Below are 16,415 nucleotides of genomic sequence, written 5' to 3' on the forward strand. Positions count from 1 at the left end.
AATGCTTGTTTGACCGTTATGAAGCCGGTGAGCAGGCGGTACTTGTCCATATCGATTTTTCTGACGATAACAGTAAAGAAGATTTGCACGAGCTGCAGATGCTGGTGTCGTCAGCAGGGGTCAATGCGGTTGATGTCATAACCGCTTCCCGACACTCTCCCCATCCAAAATATTTCTGTGGCAGTGGAAAAGCAGAAGAGATCGCTAACGCCGTGCGTGCCAATGACGCCGACGTGGTGATTTTTAATCATGCATTGTCACCTTCCCAAGAGCGGAATTTGGAGAAGCTTTGCAAATGCAGGGTGTTGGACCGTACCGGACTGATCCTGGATATTTTTGCCCAGCGCGCGCGAACCCATGAAGGTAAATTGCAGGTCGAGTTGGCCCAGCTGCGGCATATTTCTACCCGCCTTATCCGCGGGTGGACCCACCTTGAGCGCCAAAAAGGGGGGATTGGCCTGCGTGGCCCGGGTGAAACCCAATTGGAAACCGACCGTCGTCTGCTGCGCGGGCGGATTAAATCGATTTTGCGCCGCCTGGACAAAGTCCAGAAGCAGCGTGAACAGGGGCGTCGGTCGCGTAAACGTGCCGAAATCCCAACCTTGTCATTGGTAGGGTATACCAATGCGGGTAAATCCACCTTGTTCAACACGCTGACAGACGCACAGGTATATGCCGCTGACCAGCTGTTTGCTACCCTCGATCCGACATTGCGTAAAATTCAGCTTCAGGATGTTGGGCCAGCGATCCTGGCCGACACGGTGGGCTTTATCCGACATCTGCCCCATGATTTGGTGGCGGCGTTTAAAGCCACGCTGCAGGAGACGCAGGAAGCCGACTTGCTGCTGCATGTGGTTGATTATGCCGATGACCAGTACCGGGAAAATACCGACCAGGTCAATGAAGTGTTAGATGAAATCGGCGCCGGTGATATTCGCCAGTTAATGATCTGTAACAAAATAGATCGCATGGATGGCGTTGAGCCTCGCATTGACCGTGATGAGGACGGGGTACCGGTAAGGGTATGGCTTTCAGCTCAGCAAGGATTAGGGATTGAATTATTGTTCGATGCCCTCACTGAGTGTTTATCACATAGTATGGTGCAATATCGATTACGCATTCCGCCCAAGGAGAGTAAACTCAGAGGCGTATTGTTCGGATTGAATTGTATTTCGTCGGAGTCCTATGCGGATGACGGCGATTGGTTGGTCGATGTAAGAATGCCCAGTGCCGATTGGCATCGCCTGGAGAAGCGTACCGAAGGTACGGTATCTTCTTACGTGGTGAAACATTAGTGGCGATCGCATCAGGTTGCCAACCCGTAGAAAGAATTCTGATTTAAAAACAGTGGAGAAAAAGCATGGCTTGGAATGAGCCTGGTGGAAATAACAACGACCCCTGGAAGAACAAAGGGGGACGGGACCAAGGTCCACCGGATTTGGACGATGTGTTCAAAAATTTATTCGGCAAGTTTGCCAAGTCCGGCGGTGGCCGGGGACCGGGTGGTGGCAAGAGCATGGGCGGTATTGGCCTGGGCTTGATTGCCGGTTTGCTGGTAGCCATCTGGGTGATCAGTGGTTTCTATACCATTCGGGAAGCAGAGCGTGGTGTGGTATTGCGCTTCGGTGAATTCAACCAATTCGTTGAACCGGGTTTGCGCTGGAAGCCCACCTTTGTGGATGAAGTTATCCCGGTGGATGTGCAAACGGTACGTGACATGCCGTCGGCTGGCTCAATGCTGACCGAAGATGAAAACGTGGTTACCGTGGAAATGGTTGTGCAATACCGGGTTGTCGAGCCCTACAAATACACTTTCTCGGTTACTAACCCTGAGAAGAGCCTGTCTCAGGCGCTGGACAGTGCCATTCGTTACGTGGTGGGTCATTCCACCATGGACAATGTCTTGACCAGTGGCCGTGAAGTGGTGCGTCAGCAGGTGCGTGAGGAGCTGGAAGCGATTCTGGAGCCCTACGACATCGGTATTTCTATCGTCGATATGAACTTGAAAGATGCCCGTCCGCCGGAAGCAGTGAAGAGTGCCTTCGACGACGCCATTGCCGCACAGGAAGATGAAGAGCGTTATATCCGTGAAGCGGAGGCTTACGCCCGGGAAATCGAACCCCGTGCCCGTGGTCAGGTAAACCGTATGCTTGAAGAGGCCCAGGCCTATAAAGAGCGTGTCACGCTGGAAGCGCAGGGTGAAGTTGCCCGTTTTGCCGAACTGTTACCTCAGTATCAGGCCGCGCCGGAAGTGACCCGTCAGCGTATTTATCTGGAAACGATGGAAAACGTGTACAGCAATACCAGTAAGATTCTGGTCGACAACAAGGGCAGCGGTAACATGATGTACTTGCCACTGGACAAGATCCTTGAGCGTCAGCAGAGCAACACGCCATCAGCAGCACAGCGCAATACGCTGGAAGGGCTGCGTAATGTGGATCCTAACCCACAGAACACACCCAGCAACAATACCGGGATCCGCAGTGACCGATTCCGCAGTGGGAGGGACTAAAGCATGAAGAATTTTTCTATCGCATTGGTGATTACCCTGGCGTTGCTGGCCTTTGGCTCGATTTTCGTGGTCAAAGAAGGCAATAAGGCCATTGTCATTCAGTTTGGTAAGGTGCAGCGTGATGTGGACACCGGACAAACCAACGTGTTCGGTCCCGGCATACACTTTAAATTGCCGTTGATTGACCGAGTGGTGGCGTTGGATGCCCGTATTCAGACCCTGGACGATGAGCCGGACCGGTTCGTTACCTCAGAGAAAAAAGACTTGATCGTAAACTCCTACGTGAAGTGGAAGATCAAGGATTTTGCCCGTTACTACTTGTCCACCGGTGGTAACAAGTTACAAGCGGAAGCGTTGTTGAAACAAAAAGTGAATAACGGTCTGCGAAGCGAGTTTGGTGCACGTACCATTGCGCAAATCGTCTCCGGCGAGCGTTCTGCATTGATGGACGAGGCGATGAAGCAAGCTTCCGATGGTTCGGACGATCTGGGTATTGAAATCGTGGATGTGCGGGTTAAGCAAATTAACTTGCCTCAGGAAGTCAGTAACTCCATCTTCGACCGTATGCGTGCCGAGCGTGCTGCAGTCGCCCGTGAGCACCGCTCTCAGGGTAAAGAGCAGTCTGAAATCATCAAGGCAGAAATTGATGCCAAGGTGACGGTGATGCTGGCCGACGCAGAGCGAAATTCCCGCCGTGTGCGCGGTGAAGGGGATGCTCAGGCGGCCAAGATTTACGCTGATACCTACTCACAAAGCCCGGAGTTTTACAGCTTCCTGCGCAGCATGGATGCATACCTGAAGAGCTTCAGCAGTAAACAGGATGTGATGATCATCGAGCCAGACTCGGATTTCTTCCGTTACATGAACAAGCGTGACGATAAGTAATCACGGCTAAGCAAACCCAAAAAGCGCCTGCGGGCGCTTTTTTATTGGGAGATTGTCAATGCCAGCTACACTGTTCAAGTGCACCGTTTGAACAGAGGAAGTCATGCCTGTCATCCGCGAATGTTATGCCGCCTTGCCGGAAACGCCGGTATATCCGACCGAACAGGGAGGACGTACTCACAACAAAATCCTGATGGGCACCTGGGCCGGTGTGGTCGAAGACAATGGCGGCGAGCGGGTGAAAGTCTCGACGGCCGGCAGAGACGGCTGGGTATACAGGGATGCGCTAAAAGATCAGATGGACCTGAAAGTGTTTTTTGTCGATGTTGGTCAGGGCGATGGATTGCTACTGGAAAGTCCCGGGTTGCGTATGTTGGTGGATGGTGGGCCGAACCAGCAGTTGTTGCGGTACCTCAAAGGCTACCAATACCGATATCTGCTCGGCAATCCAGGGTTTATTCAATTTGACCTGATGGTGGTCAGTCATTTCGACGCCGACCACTACAAGGGCCTGACGGCCGTGCTCAACGATCCTCTGTGCCGGGTCGATTCCCTCATACACAACGGTATTGCGCGATTTTCCACCCGTCGCGCCAGTCGGCCAGCGGGCCATGATACCGATCTGGGGCAGCGCCGTGATGATCATTTGGTCACGTCGTTTTCAGACATTGATGATGCCAGGGCGTTGTTGGCTGGCGGTGGTTTGCAACGGACTTTTGAACAGTTCTTGCGCGCAGCGGTGAATGCTCATTCGGAAGGAAGGCTGGGGGCAATGCGCCGGGTCGATCACCGTACGGGTCGTCTGCTGCAACAACAGGGACTCTCCGTAGACATTCTCGGCCCGGTGACTGAAGACATTGCTGGCAGCACAGGCTTTCGTTGGCTGGGTGGCTCGTCCCACACCCGCAATGGCCACAGTGTAGTGCTCAGAGTCGACTATAAGCGCCCTGCGACTCAGGGACATACCTTGCTACTCGGTGGTGACTTAAACCATGAAGCACAAACCCTGTTGATGGCCCATTACCACCCTGACAATCCGTTCAGAGTCGACGTGTGTAAAGCCTGTCACCACGGCTCGGCGGATTTCAGTGTTGGCTTTCTACAGCAGGTGTTGCCCTATGCTACGGTGATCTCTTCTGGCGACAATGAAAGTTATGCTCACCCCCGTGCAGAAGCCCTGGGCTGTGCCGGGCGGTATAGTCGAGGTGAGCAACCGCTGGTGTTTTCTACCGAACTGGCACGCTCGGTCAGCTCCGGTGGCGATGTGTTGTACGGGATGATCAACTGCCGTTCTGATGGTCGAACGCTCATGTTTTCCCAGATGAAGGAACGCAACAGTGGCGCCGATATCTGGGACAGCTATGTAGTGCAACGGCAGGACTAGAAACTACTTACCAGGCGCGACAAGGTATCGATGGTATCTGAGCGGTGGCGGTAGGCCAGGCCGATTTGGCGGGTCTGATCCAGCTCGCTGATCGGTCGGAACACGATGTCCTGCTGGTCGGCGGCGTCCAACGGGATCGGGATATACGCGCAGCCCAGTCCTGCCCTGACCAACCCCATAGCGTATTCAATGGTGGTTATTCTTGCGCGAATATCGAGGCGGATATCCTGCCCCTGCAGCTTTTCCCACAGACTGTTCCAGCCTTCACATGGGGTGCGTTGAATAAACGGTTGATTGGCCAGTTGATCCAGACCGATGGTGGTTTGCAGCGCCAGTGGATGGCTGGCCGGGATTGCCAACTGGTATTGCTCCTGCCACATAGGGACGAAGTGTTCCTGACCACGACACATGTTGGCACTGATGATCCGGGCATCACACTCGGCAGTGCCCGGCACCAGGGTCAATTCCATTTGATCGATGGCGGCGGTGAACTGCTTGAGTAGTGTGCTCATCCGTGCCACGCCCAACCCTTTGATCAAGCCCAGACGAAACGGGTAGCGCTGTTGCTTGTCACTGAAGATCTCACGAATGGCACTGGCCTGACTCAGTAAGCGCTGTGCCAGAGGGTACAGCTGTTGTCCCGCTTCGGTGGGCTTCACGCCGCGGGCACTGCGCAGAAAGAGTTGCTGGGACAACTCATCTTCAAGGTGTTTTACCGACGCGCTGATCGACGGTTGGGCAATAAAACACTGCTTGGAGGCGGCGCTGAAGCTACCGGTGTCATACACCGCAACGAAGTAATGCAGGGAACGTAAATCCATAGGTAATATCTATAGCTTATAGAGTTAATTAATATTATTCCTTTAGCTATATTACCCTTATTATCATTCTGTTAACAATTGCAGAATGCCCCGGCAAGGCGCCGGTGCTCAACAGGAGTCAGTGTCATGTCCTCAAAACCCGCTTTCAATTGGCAAGATCCCCTTAACCTCGACGGCATGTTGTCCGAAGAAGAGCGCATGGTGCGCGACAGCGCCCATCAGTTCTGTCAGGAACGTCTGATGACCCGGGTACTGAAAGCCAACCGTGACGAACATTTTGATCGGGAGATCATGAATGAGATGGGCGAGCTGGGCCTGCTGGGGGCGACCTTGCCGGAAGAGTATGGCTGTGCCGCGCTGAACCACGTGGTGTATGGCCTGATTGCCCGTGAAGTTGAGCGAGTCGACAGTGGCTATCGCAGTGCCATGAGCGTGCAGTCGTCATTGGTGATGCACCCTATCTATACCTACGGCAGCGAAGCGCAGCGACAAAAATACCTGCCCAAACTGGCCAGTGGCGAGTGGGTTGGTTGCTTTGGTCTGACCGAGCCTGACTCCGGCTCCGATCCGGCTAGCATGAGTACCCGTGCGGTGAAAACAGACGGTGGCTATCGCCTGACCGGCAATAAAATGTGGATCACCAACTCGCCGATTGCCGATGTGTTCGTGGTGTGGGCCAAGCTGGATGGCGAGATCCGTGGCTTTGTGCTGGAAAAAGGCATGCCCGGTCTGAGTGCACCCAAGATTGAAGGTAAATTCTCACTGCGTGCGTCGATCACCGGTGAGATCGTGATGGACAATGTGGAAGTGGGTGAAGAGCACCTGCTGCCCAATGTCAGTGGTCTGAAGGGCCCGTTCGGGTGTCTGAATAAAGCCCGTTACGGCATTGCCTGGGGCGCTTTGGGTGCGGCTGAGTTCTGCTGGCATGCTGCCCGTCAATACACCCTGGATCGCAATCAGTTCGGACGTCCTCTGGCGGCGACCCAGTTGATCCAGAAAAAGCTGGCCGACATGCAAACCGAAATCACCACGGGTCTGATGGCCTGTGTGCAGGCTGGACGCCTGATGGATGCGGGCCAATTGGCCCCCGAAGCCATTTCACTGATCAAGCGTAATTCTTGTGGCAAAGCACTGGACATTGCCCGCGTCGCTCGTGATATGCACGGTGGCAATGGTATCGCCGATGAATTCCACGTTATCCGCCACGTGATGAACCTCGAAGCGGTGAATACCTACGAGGGTACCCATGATGTGCATGCCTTGATCCTGGGTCGGGCACAAACCGGTTTACAGGCCTTTTCGGTGTAACGCGTTGCCCCGGAAAGTGATAGCGCCTGCAGCGTTTCCCCGCGCTGTGGGCGCTGCCTGTTTACTCAGCTGAAAAACCAGCAGGAGCCATCATGCAAGATCGCAACGCGGTTGTTCGACAACAATTTATCGATGCCGTCCAAGAAGGCAATTTACCCTCAGTAGATTTGCCCATGGGGCTGGCAGACACAGACCTGACGCCGGCTCAATTGGTCGACCTGTTCGAATCGCAAATCATGAGTCGTCATTTGGATTTGCGCTCCCGACAGATGCAAAAGGACGGTAACAGTTTTTACACCATTGGCAGTGCCGGGCATGAAGGCAATGCCGCCTGTGCGTTGGCTGCTCGACCCGATGATATGGCGTTTCTGCATTACCGCAGTGGGGCATTTGTGGTGCAGCGCAGCAAACAGGTTGATGGTGAAACGCCCTTGTACGACATGCTGTTGAGTTTTGCCGCTTCCAGCGAGGATCCGATATCCGGCGGTCGTCATAAAGTACTCGGCAGCAAGTCGCTGAGCATCCCGCCGCAGACCAGTACCATTGCTTCCCATTTGCCCAAGGCGGTGGGTGCGGCGTTCAGTATTGCCTTATCGCAAAAACGTAGCGGCCAGCATCCATTACCCAAAGACAGTGTGATCCTGTGTAATTTCGGCGATGCGTCTGCCAACCACTCGACCGCCCAAGGGGCGCTCAATACCGCGTGTTGGGCGGCGTTCCAATCAGTGCCTTTACCCATCGTGTTTATCTGCGAAGACAACGGCATCGGCATTTCCACCCGTACGCCGAACGGTTGGATTGCAGCCAACTTCTCCCGGCGTCCGGGCATGACCTATGTGTCTTGTGACGGGCTTAATGTGCTGGATACCTACCGTCAGACTCAGCGGGCGCTGGACCTGGCTCGTCGTGCTCACAAGCCGGTGTTTCTGCACATGCGTACGGTCAGATTGCTCGGTCATGCCGGCTCGGATGCCGAGTTTGTGTACCGCAGTGCCGAGGACATTGCCCGCAACGAAGCCATGGATCCATTGTTGTACACCGCCAAGCTGGTGATTGATGAGGGTCTGATGACACCAGAGCAGGTGGTGGCGCTGTATCTATCGGTAGAAGCGCGGGTCGAGCATGTCAGTCGTCAGGCCGCCGGGCGGCCACGACTGGAAACTGCCGAGCAGATCAAACACAGCATCATTCCGCCTTGCCGCGATGTGGCAGTTCCACCGGTGGCTGACAGTGATACCCGTGCGGCATTGTTTGCCCATGAAAAGCATAACCTCAAAAAGCCCCAGCACCTGGCCAAGCTCCTGAACTGGGCAATGATGGATATTCTGGCCCAATACGATAACACCCTGGTGTTTGGTGAAGACGTGGGCAAGAAGGGCGGAGTCTACAACGTCACCGCAAAATTGTACGAGAAGTTCGGTCCGGCCCGGGTGATCAACACATTGCTCGACGAACAGGCTATCCTCGGTGCCGCCATTGGTCTGGCCCACAATGGTTTTATTCCAATGCCGGAAATTCAGTTCCTGGCTTATGTGCACAATGCTGAGGACCAGATACGCGGTGAGGCGGCAACCTTGCCGTTTTTCTCTAACGGTCAGTTTACCAACCCCATGGTGATCCGCATCGCCGGGCTGGCTTATCAGCGCGGCTTTGGTGGGCATTTCCATAACGATAATTCACTGGCGGTGTTTAGGGACATTCCCGGTATCGTGATCGCCTGTCCGTCCAATGGTCGTGACGCGGTGCACATGTTACGCCGCTCGGTGCAACTGGCCCACCAGGAACAGCGGGTGGTGGTGTTTATCGAGCCGATAGCGCTGTACATGAAAAAGGATCTGCTCGAAGAAGGGGATAATGGCTGGTCGTTTGATTATCCGGCCCCGGATGAAGAGGGCATCGCGCTGAGCGAGTTTGGCCTCAGTGGTGAGGGCAAAGACGTGCTGATCATCAGCTACGGCAATGGTCACTATCTGAGCAGTCAGGCGGCCCACGATCTGGCCCAGCAGGGTATCCAGTGCACCCTGATGGATTTGCGCTGGCTAGCGCCACTGGATGAAGCCGGGATTGCGGACGCGGCGCGGGGTTATTCTCACGTGCTGGTTGTGGATGAATGCCGCCGTACCGGCTCTATCAGTGAAGCGTTGGTGACGCTGTTGCACGAACGAATTGGCGGCCAGCAGATTGCGCGGGTGACCGCGGAAGACTGTTTTATTCCGCTAGGCAGTGCGTCTTACGCCGTACTCCCCAGCCGCGAACAGATTGTTTCCGCCGCCGTGGCCCTGGTTGGCCTTGAAGGCGATGATGACGTACTCATTCAGCAGGTATCAGGACAATGACAAGCAAACAACGTGTCGTGGTGGTGTGTCCCGGACGGGGCACCTACAACAAACCGGAACTGGGCTACCTTGGGCGCTACCACAGCGACAAAACCGCGCTGCTCGAAACCATCGATGCTTACCGCCGGGATCAGGGCCAGCCATCGGTGGTGGAACTGGACAGCGCCGAGCGCTACAGCATGGCCACCCATACTGCTGGCGAACACGCTTCTGCGCTGATCTACGCCTGTGCTGCCGGTGACTTTGCTGACATCGACCGTGACCAATATGAGATAGTTGCGGTAACCGGCAACTCCATGGGCTGGTATATCGCCCTTGCGACCGCCGGGGCACTGTCGCCCGCCAGTGGCATTGATGTGATCAACACCATGGGCTCAATGATGAAAGACGGTGTGATTGGCGGGCAGTTGATCTATCCGGTGTGCAATGCCGACTGGCATTTAGACAGCCAGCATTTGCGCACTTTACAGCAGGCCATGCGCGAGGTGAACGCCGATGCCGCGCATCAGGTCTATGTGTCGATTCGTCTTGGTGGTTACTGGGTGATTGCTGGCAATGACAGCGGTCTGAAAGCACTGGAAAAAGTGTTGCCTCGAATTGATGATACCTATCCGATGCGTCTGCACAATCATGCCGCCTTTCACTCGCCTTTGCTGGCTGAAGTGTCCGAAAAAGGCCGCGCAGCGCTGCCGGCATCGGGTTTCAACCCGCCACAGATCCCGATGGTCGATGGCCGTGGTCATATCTGGCAGCCTCACGCCACCGATACCCAGGCGCTGTGGGATTACACATTGGGCCACCAGGTGGTGGAAACCTATGATTTCACTCGCGCCATCGCGGTCAGTATCAAGGAATTTGCGCCGGACAAGCTGATTGTCCTCGGCCCCGGTGCCACCCTGGGCGGTGCCATTGCCCAGACACTGATCCAGCATCGTTGGTGGGAGCTGGGCCAGAAGAGCGATTTTATCGCGCGACAGAAAACCGACCCGGTGGTGCTTGCGATGGGGATCCCCGAACAGCGGGCGCTGGCAACCGGCAAGCCTGCCGACTAAGGACTGAGGGTGATGCGGATATCGGTGAGATACACCGACGTGTCGCCCTCATACCCGGCATCCAGGCCAACAAACACCCATACCAGGCCCTGCGGGTCGCTGACCACTGACAACCCCTGCTGGGCCGACAGGTCGAGGGTTTTGGCCGCATAGTTGTTACTGTCACAACCGAGTTGGCTACTGCCAATATGCCCCACCACTTTGGCATCACTGCCACCACTGCTGCCGTTACCCTTGTCGGCGTTGAGGTAGTAGCCTTCGGCCTGCGGTCGCTGACTCACAGCGCCCACTTTCACCACCACCGACTCTCCCGGCGCCCCGCCAACACCGGCACAGCCGGTACCGGCGCGGGTTAACAGTGTGACACTGGCGGTAACACGATAGTTGGTGCTCACGGGTAATCCACTGAGCGGGTAACGCAGAAACACAAAGGCATCGGCACTGGGATTATCGAACAACAGCCGATACCCCTGGCCACTGACATCATCCGGCAACGGGGCAATACCAGTGCTCAGCAGCATCTGGTCGCGCTGGCTGTCACTGACATCACTGACCGCCACCCGCCATTGACCGGCGCCGTTGTTGAAATCGGTGGTCACGGTGCGGCTACCGGGTGGGTCGATGGGGTCGCCCAGATGAATTTCGGCGCGGCAGCCCAGCAGGCTAAAGAGCATTATCGGCAGTGTCCAGAAGCGGTGCATGTCAGCGTCCTTGGTCATGGTCTCATACAGTATAGATGGGTTAGCTGAGCGGGGGCTGAATGGGGATGGGTTGTTTATTTCTTAACCAATTGATTGTCACTTTCCTTTACAGAAACCTGGGAAAGTCGCCGGAATATTTAATTATTTTCAATATAAACAATCGGTTAGCGAGCTGGTCTGACAATTGCTGTCGTGCAACCCGTTGTTAATTTGTTGTTGTACGTATAGGGAAATATGAAAAATACACTGTTCAAAGTCGTACTGCTCGGTACGCTGTTTGTTTCGACTCACTTGTCCGCTGCGCTGGTTACCTGGAATTTTACCGGTAGCGTGATTGTCACCCAGTCTGACGCTGACTATCAGGACACCTATTTTGACGATAATACCGGCATCCGTGTCGGCGACCGGGTGGAAGGCTCCGTCAGTTGGGATCCTGAAGTGGACCCACTCGATAGTTGGTGGTTTGAAGATCAGATGGTGATAGAAAGTGTTTTGCGACAACCAATTGATATACAGGCGAGTTTTTTTACGGCTTCCGGCATTGAAACGCTGCATGTGAGTGGACTTGGAATCCCTTATATGATTCAAAATTGGGATCTTAGTGCGGGTATGGTCGGCTCGCCGCCCGGACGCTATGATGTGCTGTCACTCATCACCTATGAAGGTGATATTTCTGCTTACTTTCGCTTGATTGCTCCCGCGTTTTCCAACTTATTCGCGCTGGACGGTTTTAATCCTGCACCGCCCAGTCTCGACGACCTCGATTTGGGACGATTGCATTTCACTTACGACAATGACGTCACCGGTCAAGCGGACAGTGTGTTTATCCAATTTGACTCACTGTCAGTGGCAGCGGTGTCTGAACCCTCCACTATGATGATGGCGTTGTTGGGTAGCTGGCTGTTGCTGCGCCGTGGCCGCAAACACGTTCGCAATCAGAAAACGCAATAGCAGACCCAATATCAGCCCCGTGTTGGGCTGATATTGGTGCTGTCTGGTGGCTGGATGCAACCTGTGGGCATTGCGGGTGCGGTTTCTGCCTTTTGAGAATACAAAAGCCGGACATTTCTCCGAATTGTCGAGGTGAAACCGAGCACTGAATCCATCCCTGGTAACGCACCCAGCCCGACCGTCCGTTGGTCGGGCGTGCGAGACTGAAATGGCTGCGCGCCCTCACCATTTCCGGTCGTCTCTTACCCATGATGTGTCGTGCAGCGCTCTCGCCTATGGTCGTTTTAGTGCGTATTGAGTAAACACATCCCTGATGATCTTCACCCAGCCGCGACGTCCTGTCGCGTCGTTGCGCGCATTCAGATGGCTGTACTCACCTTGCGCTCATTGCTGGGATAAGGCACCCAGTCAATGAGCACTTAGCAATAGTCCAGGTCGGGCATCCATTGCCCTCCCGTTCACCACTCAATGGGCTGCACGTTTTCGCCCATTGCTGGCGTGGTTCACCCTGTACCGTCGTTCGTTCCTCGCCGATAGGCGTTGTTTGTTGGTATCGGCGTATCAACACATCCTTGTGGTTTGGTTCCAGTCTTTGGAGAACGCAGAAGCGGGATATTTCTCCGAATTGTCGAGGTGAAACCGAGCGCTGAATCCATCCCTGGTAACGCACCCAGCCGGTACATCCTGTACCGTCGTTCGTTCCTCGCCGAGCAATTACCGATTGCTCGACGTCTTCTTCGAAGACCGGAGCCTCACCCTTGCGCAAATCTTCGCGCATGACAGTTCTCCGTTGTTGGCGTAGTCAGATAGCCTGCCTCATCTTGCGCTAATCGCAGGGATAAAAAATATCACTTTGTCGTAGGACAAGTCAGGTAGCCTACCTCACCTTGCGCAAATCTTCGCGCCACAGCGCGCGATAGATTTGCACCTCAAATAACCGTTAGGACTTTTGCGATGCGTGGGGTCCACATCATGGTGATGGCTGCAAAGACGCCAATCAGTGTGATCAGGGCGCCGATCGTCATGACGGTGGTGGCCGCCCACACCTTGTGGTTGTGCCGTTGCCTTTTGACCCAGAAATACAGCTCTGCAATGGCCATGGGGATGAGGTAACAGGCAAACGACAGGAACACATCCATCGGTCCGTTCACGTTCGGTGTGTTGCCGTTGGGACCTTGATTGACCAGGTACCAGCCCATCAGATACAGTCTGAAACTCCACACCCCATTGACCAGAATGAAAGTGTGTACGGCCCAGCGCATGTGCAGATCGAAACGTCTATTGACCGCGTAGTACCAGGTTGCAGCCACAGCTAGCAGGATCAATAACCCGTTAACGGTAACGCCCTGACTGAAGTTGAGCCCTTTTATCCATTGCAGGTACAAGCCGGTTAGCGCACCACACAAGCCCAGCACCAGGAACAGGCGACCGTTCCAGCGGTGAAACCCTCTGAAGCGGTTGCGTATGGCCGGCACCAACTGGAACAAACCGAACAGCGATAGGTACACCGACGGTACAATGTGGGAGAAAAATACCACCCGATCAAAGCCTTCGGTCTCCCTGACCCCGGAAGCGGGGCTGATGTCAGTGATATCGACCCCAAATGCCAGGGTCAGGGCATAGATAAAAAAGACGTACAGGGCAAATGCCCATTGTCCGACGAGCGCGATGGCAAACCAGCTTTTAACACTGATATCCAACGCTGTTTTGGCATTTTGTAAACCAAACATTCCTGAGCTAATGACTGATCCAGACATCGTGCTGACTCCCTCTGATAATTTGTCTGCACAGTGCAGCAATGACGGGGGGACGTCGTGCCGAATTTGAAAATCGGCACAGGAAAGTGGGGTTTTTAACAACGTGGTGTGTTGGTAGCGAAAAGAGGAAGCCGGTTGACTATCGCTTCCTCTCACTAATGTTGAATTCCCCCACTATAAGGGAGCAGGATTTTTAAGCGTTAAAACGCCAGTCCGCCATTGATAGGTATCATGGCAGAGTGCCGCATGCTGCTCACGGAGTAGACCTGTCTGCCGTAAGCAACTACAAATGTTTTGCTACTATTGGGGTCTGTATTTGTTGCTTGCACAATGCCATGACCGGAATAATTCCCACTACCCTGTTGCAAACAGAAGGTTGCAGATGATCGAGCTGCTAACGTTGCTGACTGATCAAGTGCACTAATATTGACAGGATATAGTAATGGACCCGTATACTTGTTACCTGATGCATCATACAACGTCACTTTGATATCAACTGGACTGCTAGATGTATTTGAGACACTAAAGCAGGGCGTTTCTGAAGAAGTAACTGCCCAGTAGGGTACGATTGCCTCTCCTGCGTGTGCAAAAAGTGATGCGAGTGACAGGCTGGCTACAATGAACTTTTTCATGTTTGTTCTCCTTTAACAAACGAATGTTTCCCCGACAATTGAGGTTTATGTAAGGTAAGGTTATTACCCTTCCAGGTCAAACCCCAAAGAATTGGAGTCCCCCAGCAACGAGGCAAGTGTGCTCTGCTCTAATACCAGCCCTGACTCATTTGACTAGCCCCTAACACGCTTCAGCTTGGATCATCTGGTGTTGCTCCATCACGGCGGTGATTTCCGTCAGGCTGGCGGGGTCGTCGATGGTGGACGGCACCGTATACGGTTGGCTGGCGGCAATCTGGCGCAGGGTGTTTCGCAGAATTTTGCCCGAGCGGGTTTTGGGCAGTCGTTCCACCGTGACCGCCTGTTTGAAGCAGGCGATCGGCCCGATATCATGGCGGATCATCTGCACCAGGTCATTGTGCAACGTCCCATTGTCGATACTGACGCCGTCTTTGAGCACGACCAAGCCGATGGGCACCTGACCTTTGAGGTCGTCATGCACGCCGATGACGGCACATTCGGCGATTGCAGGGTGGGCAGCGACCACCGCTTCCATCTCACCGGTGGACAGTCGGTGGCCAGCCACGTTGATCACATCATCGGTGCGGCCCATGACAAACACATAGCCGTCTTCATCCTTGTAGCCGCCATCCCCCGACGAGTAGAAGCCTGGGTATTCACGTAAGTAACCATTCACAAACCGGTCATGGCAGCCCCAGATAGTGGGTAGGCAACCCGGCGGCAGGGGACGCTGGATGGCGATCGCGCCTTGTTGACCGGCCGGCAGCGGTTGTCCCTGAGGGTCAAGGATTTGCACATTGAAGCCGGGCACCGGCACGGTAGCCGAGCCGGGCTTAACTGCCAGGTTTTCAATGCCGGTCAGATTGGCGCAGATGGCCCAGCCGGTTTCGGTCTGCCACCAGTGGTCAACTACCGGTTTTCCGGTTTTCTCCACGGTCCATTCATAGGTAGGCGGGTCGAGGCGTTCACCGGCCATGAAAATGGTCTCCAGGTTACTGAGGTCGTACTGACCGATCAGCTTGCCGTCTGGGTCGGACTTTTTAATCGCCCGGAACGCCGTTGGGGCGGCAAACAGGGCTTTGACCTTGTGCTCACTGGCTACCCGCCAGAAGGCGCCGGCATCGGGTGTTTTGATCGGCTTCCCTTCGTACAATACGGTGGTGCAGCCGGCCAGCAGCGGCCCGTAAACGATGTAAGAATGGCCGACTACCCAGCCAACATCCGAGGCGGCCCAAAACACGTCGCCGGGTGCCATGTTGTAGATGGCTGACATGGAATAGTGCAGGGCCACTGCGTGACCGCCATTATCTCTTACCACCCCTTTGGGTTTACCGGTGGTGCCTGAGGTGTACAGAATGTACAACGGGTCTGTTGCGTTGACAGCCACACAGTCCACTGAAGAAGCCCCAGCGACGGCCTGCTGCCAGTCTTCATCACGACCGGGGACCAGCGCCGCTTCACATTGGGGACGCTGCAGAATGATACAGCCCTGGGGCTTATATTCAGCCTGCTTCAGGGCATCATCCAGCAGCGGCTTGTAGGCCACGACCTTGTCGATTTCAATGCCACAGGAGGCGCTGATCACCAGTTTGGGGCGGGCATCGTCGATACGCAAGGCCAACTCATGGGCGGCAAATCCGCCGAACACCACCGAGTGGATTGCACCCAGTCGTGCCACCGCCAACATCGCAATCAGCGCTTCAGGCACCATCGGCATGTAAATGACCACCCGATCACCTTTGCCAACACCTCGTGCACTTAGGGCGCCGGCAAAGGTCGCCACGGCATCGGTAAGCTCAGCATAGGTCCAGGTTTGTTGGGTGTCAGTAACCGGTGAATCGTAGATGAGAGCCGTCTGGCCCCCACGGCCTTGGGCAACGTGGTGATCGAGGGCCATGTAGCAGGTGTTCATCTCGCCGTCGCTGAACCACCGTTCAATGCCATTGTCGTCGTTGCTCAACACCGTTGCGGGTGGCACAAACCAAGGCAGATGACTGGCTTGGTCAGCCCAGAAAACCTCAGGTTGTTCAATGGCGCGTTGGTATTCAGTGAAGTAGCCCATAGTGTTGTGCCTCG

Annotated in this window: 13 protein-coding genes; 8 read left to right on the forward strand and 5 right to left on the reverse strand. The window is 54.8% G+C overall.

What is annotated here, in order from left to right:
- The first annotated feature begins 5 nt into the window (after nt 1-5).
- The 4 genes from hflX to LJ739_RS15755 all read left to right on the forward strand — a co-directional run bounded on the left by hflX (nt 6) and on the right by LJ739_RS15755 (nt 4,781).
- A complete protein-coding gene (hflX, locus tag LJ739_RS15740; protein ID WP_229162049.1) occupies nt 6-1,295 on the forward strand; it encodes a ribosome rescue GTPase HflX in 1,290 nt (429 codons plus the stop codon).
- Between the two features lie 65 nt (nt 1,296-1,360).
- The gene (hflK, locus tag LJ739_RS15745) at nt 1,361-2,512 is read left to right on the forward strand and encodes an FtsH protease activity modulator HflK (RefSeq protein WP_229162050.1); all 1,152 of its coding nucleotides are present in this window, start codon (nt 1,361-1,363) and stop codon (nt 2,510-2,512) included.
- 3 nt (nt 2,513-2,515) lie between these two features.
- Nucleotides 2,516-3,397 (forward strand): protease modulator HflC, encoded by an 882-nt coding sequence (gene hflC / locus LJ739_RS15750; protein ID WP_229162051.1) that lies wholly within the window; start codon nt 2,516-2,518, stop codon nt 3,395-3,397.
- Nucleotides 3,398-3,500: 103 nt separating this feature from the next.
- Entirely contained in the window at nt 3,501-4,781 is a 1,281-nt protein-coding gene (locus tag LJ739_RS15755; protein WP_229162052.1) for a ComEC/Rec2 family competence protein, read from the forward strand.
- On the opposite strand, the gene LJ739_RS15760 is transcribed toward LJ739_RS15755, so the two are convergent.
- Nucleotides 4,778-5,602, reverse strand: coding sequence for a LysR family transcriptional regulator (locus tag LJ739_RS15760; protein WP_229162053.1), 825 nt, complete (start codon nt 5,600-5,602; stop codon nt 4,778-4,780). The two genes, LJ739_RS15755 and LJ739_RS15760, sit on opposite strands and share 4 nt — an antisense overlap.
- 126 nt (nt 5,603-5,728) lie before the next feature.
- Between LJ739_RS15760 and LJ739_RS15765 the strand changes: the two genes are divergently transcribed.
- The 3 genes from LJ739_RS15765 (at nt 5,729) to LJ739_RS15775 (ending at nt 10,298) form a co-directional block, all read left to right on the forward strand.
- Nucleotides 5,729-6,910 (forward strand): acyl-CoA dehydrogenase, encoded by a 1,182-nt coding sequence (locus tag LJ739_RS15765; protein WP_229162055.1) that lies wholly within the window; start codon nt 5,729-5,731, stop codon nt 6,908-6,910.
- Nucleotides 6,911-7,002: 92 nt separating this feature from the next.
- Complete coding sequence (locus tag LJ739_RS15770) at nt 7,003-9,246, forward strand: dehydrogenase E1 component subunit alpha/beta (RefSeq protein ID WP_229162057.1); 2,244 nt, start codon at nt 7,003-7,005, stop codon at nt 9,244-9,246.
- On the forward strand, nt 9,243-10,298 hold the full coding sequence (locus LJ739_RS15775; RefSeq protein ID WP_229162059.1) for an ACP S-malonyltransferase: 1,056 nt from the start codon (nt 9,243-9,245) through the stop codon (nt 10,296-10,298). Before LJ739_RS15770 ends, LJ739_RS15775 begins: the two co-directional genes overlap by 4 nt.
- On the opposite strand, the gene LJ739_RS15780 is transcribed toward LJ739_RS15775, so the two are convergent.
- The gene (locus LJ739_RS15780) at nt 10,295-11,017 is read right to left on the reverse strand and encodes a hypothetical protein (RefSeq protein ID WP_229162061.1); all 723 of its coding nucleotides are present in this window, start codon (nt 11,015-11,017) and stop codon (nt 10,295-10,297) included. The genes LJ739_RS15775 and LJ739_RS15780 overlap by 4 nt on opposite strands.
- A 216-nt stretch (nt 11,018-11,233) precedes the next feature.
- Here LJ739_RS15780 and LJ739_RS15785 point away from each other — a divergent pair, with 216 nt between their 5' ends.
- Nucleotides 11,234-11,950: a hypothetical protein gene (locus LJ739_RS15785; RefSeq protein WP_229162062.1), complete on the forward strand. Its 717-nt coding sequence runs from the start codon at nt 11,234-11,236 to the stop codon at nt 11,948-11,950.
- A 929-nt stretch (nt 11,951-12,879) separates the two neighbouring features.
- On the opposite strand, the gene LJ739_RS15790 is transcribed toward LJ739_RS15785, so the two are convergent.
- The 3 genes from LJ739_RS15790 to LJ739_RS15800 all read right to left on the reverse strand — a co-directional run bounded on the left by LJ739_RS15790 (nt 12,880) and on the right by LJ739_RS15800 (nt 16,401).
- Complete coding sequence (locus tag LJ739_RS15790; RefSeq protein ID WP_229162064.1) at nt 12,880-13,707, reverse strand: DUF2306 domain-containing protein; 828 nt, start codon at nt 13,705-13,707, stop codon at nt 12,880-12,882.
- 200 nt (nt 13,708-13,907) lie between these two features.
- On the reverse strand, nt 13,908-14,339 hold the full coding sequence (locus LJ739_RS15795) for a hypothetical protein (RefSeq protein WP_229162066.1): 432 nt from the start codon (nt 14,337-14,339) through the stop codon (nt 13,908-13,910).
- Between the two features lie 160 nt (nt 14,340-14,499).
- Nucleotides 14,500-16,401, reverse strand: coding sequence for a propionyl-CoA synthetase (locus tag LJ739_RS15800; RefSeq protein WP_229162067.1), 1,902 nt, complete (start codon nt 16,399-16,401; stop codon nt 14,500-14,502).
- Nucleotides 16,402-16,415 lie beyond the last annotated feature (14 nt).

This window comes from Fluctibacter halophilus, assembly GCF_020687825.1.
Classification (GTDB): domain Bacteria; phylum Pseudomonadota; class Gammaproteobacteria; order Enterobacterales; family Alteromonadaceae; genus Fluctibacter; species Fluctibacter halophilus.

Coding starts and splice junctions, on each gene's coding strand:
- hflK (WP_229162050.1), top strand. CDS start 1,361: ATGGCTTGGAATGAGCCTGGTGGAAATAACAACGACCCCTGGAAGAAC.
- hflC (WP_229162051.1), top strand. CDS start 2,516: ATGAAGAATTTTTCTATCGCATTGGTGATTACCCTGGCGTTGCTGGCC.
- LJ739_RS15755 (WP_229162052.1), top strand. CDS start 3,501: ATGCCTGTCATCCGCGAATGTTATGCCGCCTTGCCGGAAACGCCGGTA.
- LJ739_RS15760 (WP_229162053.1), bottom strand. CDS start 5,602: ATGGATTTACGTTCCCTGCATTACTTCGTTGCGGTGTATGACACCGGT.
- LJ739_RS15765 (WP_229162055.1), top strand. CDS start 5,729: ATGTCCTCAAAACCCGCTTTCAATTGGCAAGATCCCCTTAACCTCGAC.
- LJ739_RS15770 (WP_229162057.1), top strand. CDS start 7,003: ATGCAAGATCGCAACGCGGTTGTTCGACAACAATTTATCGATGCCGTC.
- LJ739_RS15775 (WP_229162059.1), top strand. CDS start 9,243: ATGACAAGCAAACAACGTGTCGTGGTGGTGTGTCCCGGACGGGGCACC.
- LJ739_RS15780 (WP_229162061.1), bottom strand. CDS start 11,017: ATGACCAAGGACGCTGACATGCACCGCTTCTGGACACTGCCGATAATG.
- LJ739_RS15785 (WP_229162062.1), top strand. CDS start 11,234: ATGAAAAATACACTGTTCAAAGTCGTACTGCTCGGTACGCTGTTTGTT.
- LJ739_RS15790 (WP_229162064.1), bottom strand. CDS start 13,707: ATGTCTGGATCAGTCATTAGCTCAGGAATGTTTGGTTTACAAAATGCC.
- LJ739_RS15795 (WP_229162066.1), bottom strand. CDS start 14,339: ATGAAAAAGTTCATTGTAGCCAGCCTGTCACTCGCATCACTTTTTGCA.
- LJ739_RS15800 (WP_229162067.1), bottom strand. CDS start 16,401: ATGGGCTACTTCACTGAATACCAACGCGCCATTGAACAACCTGAGGTT.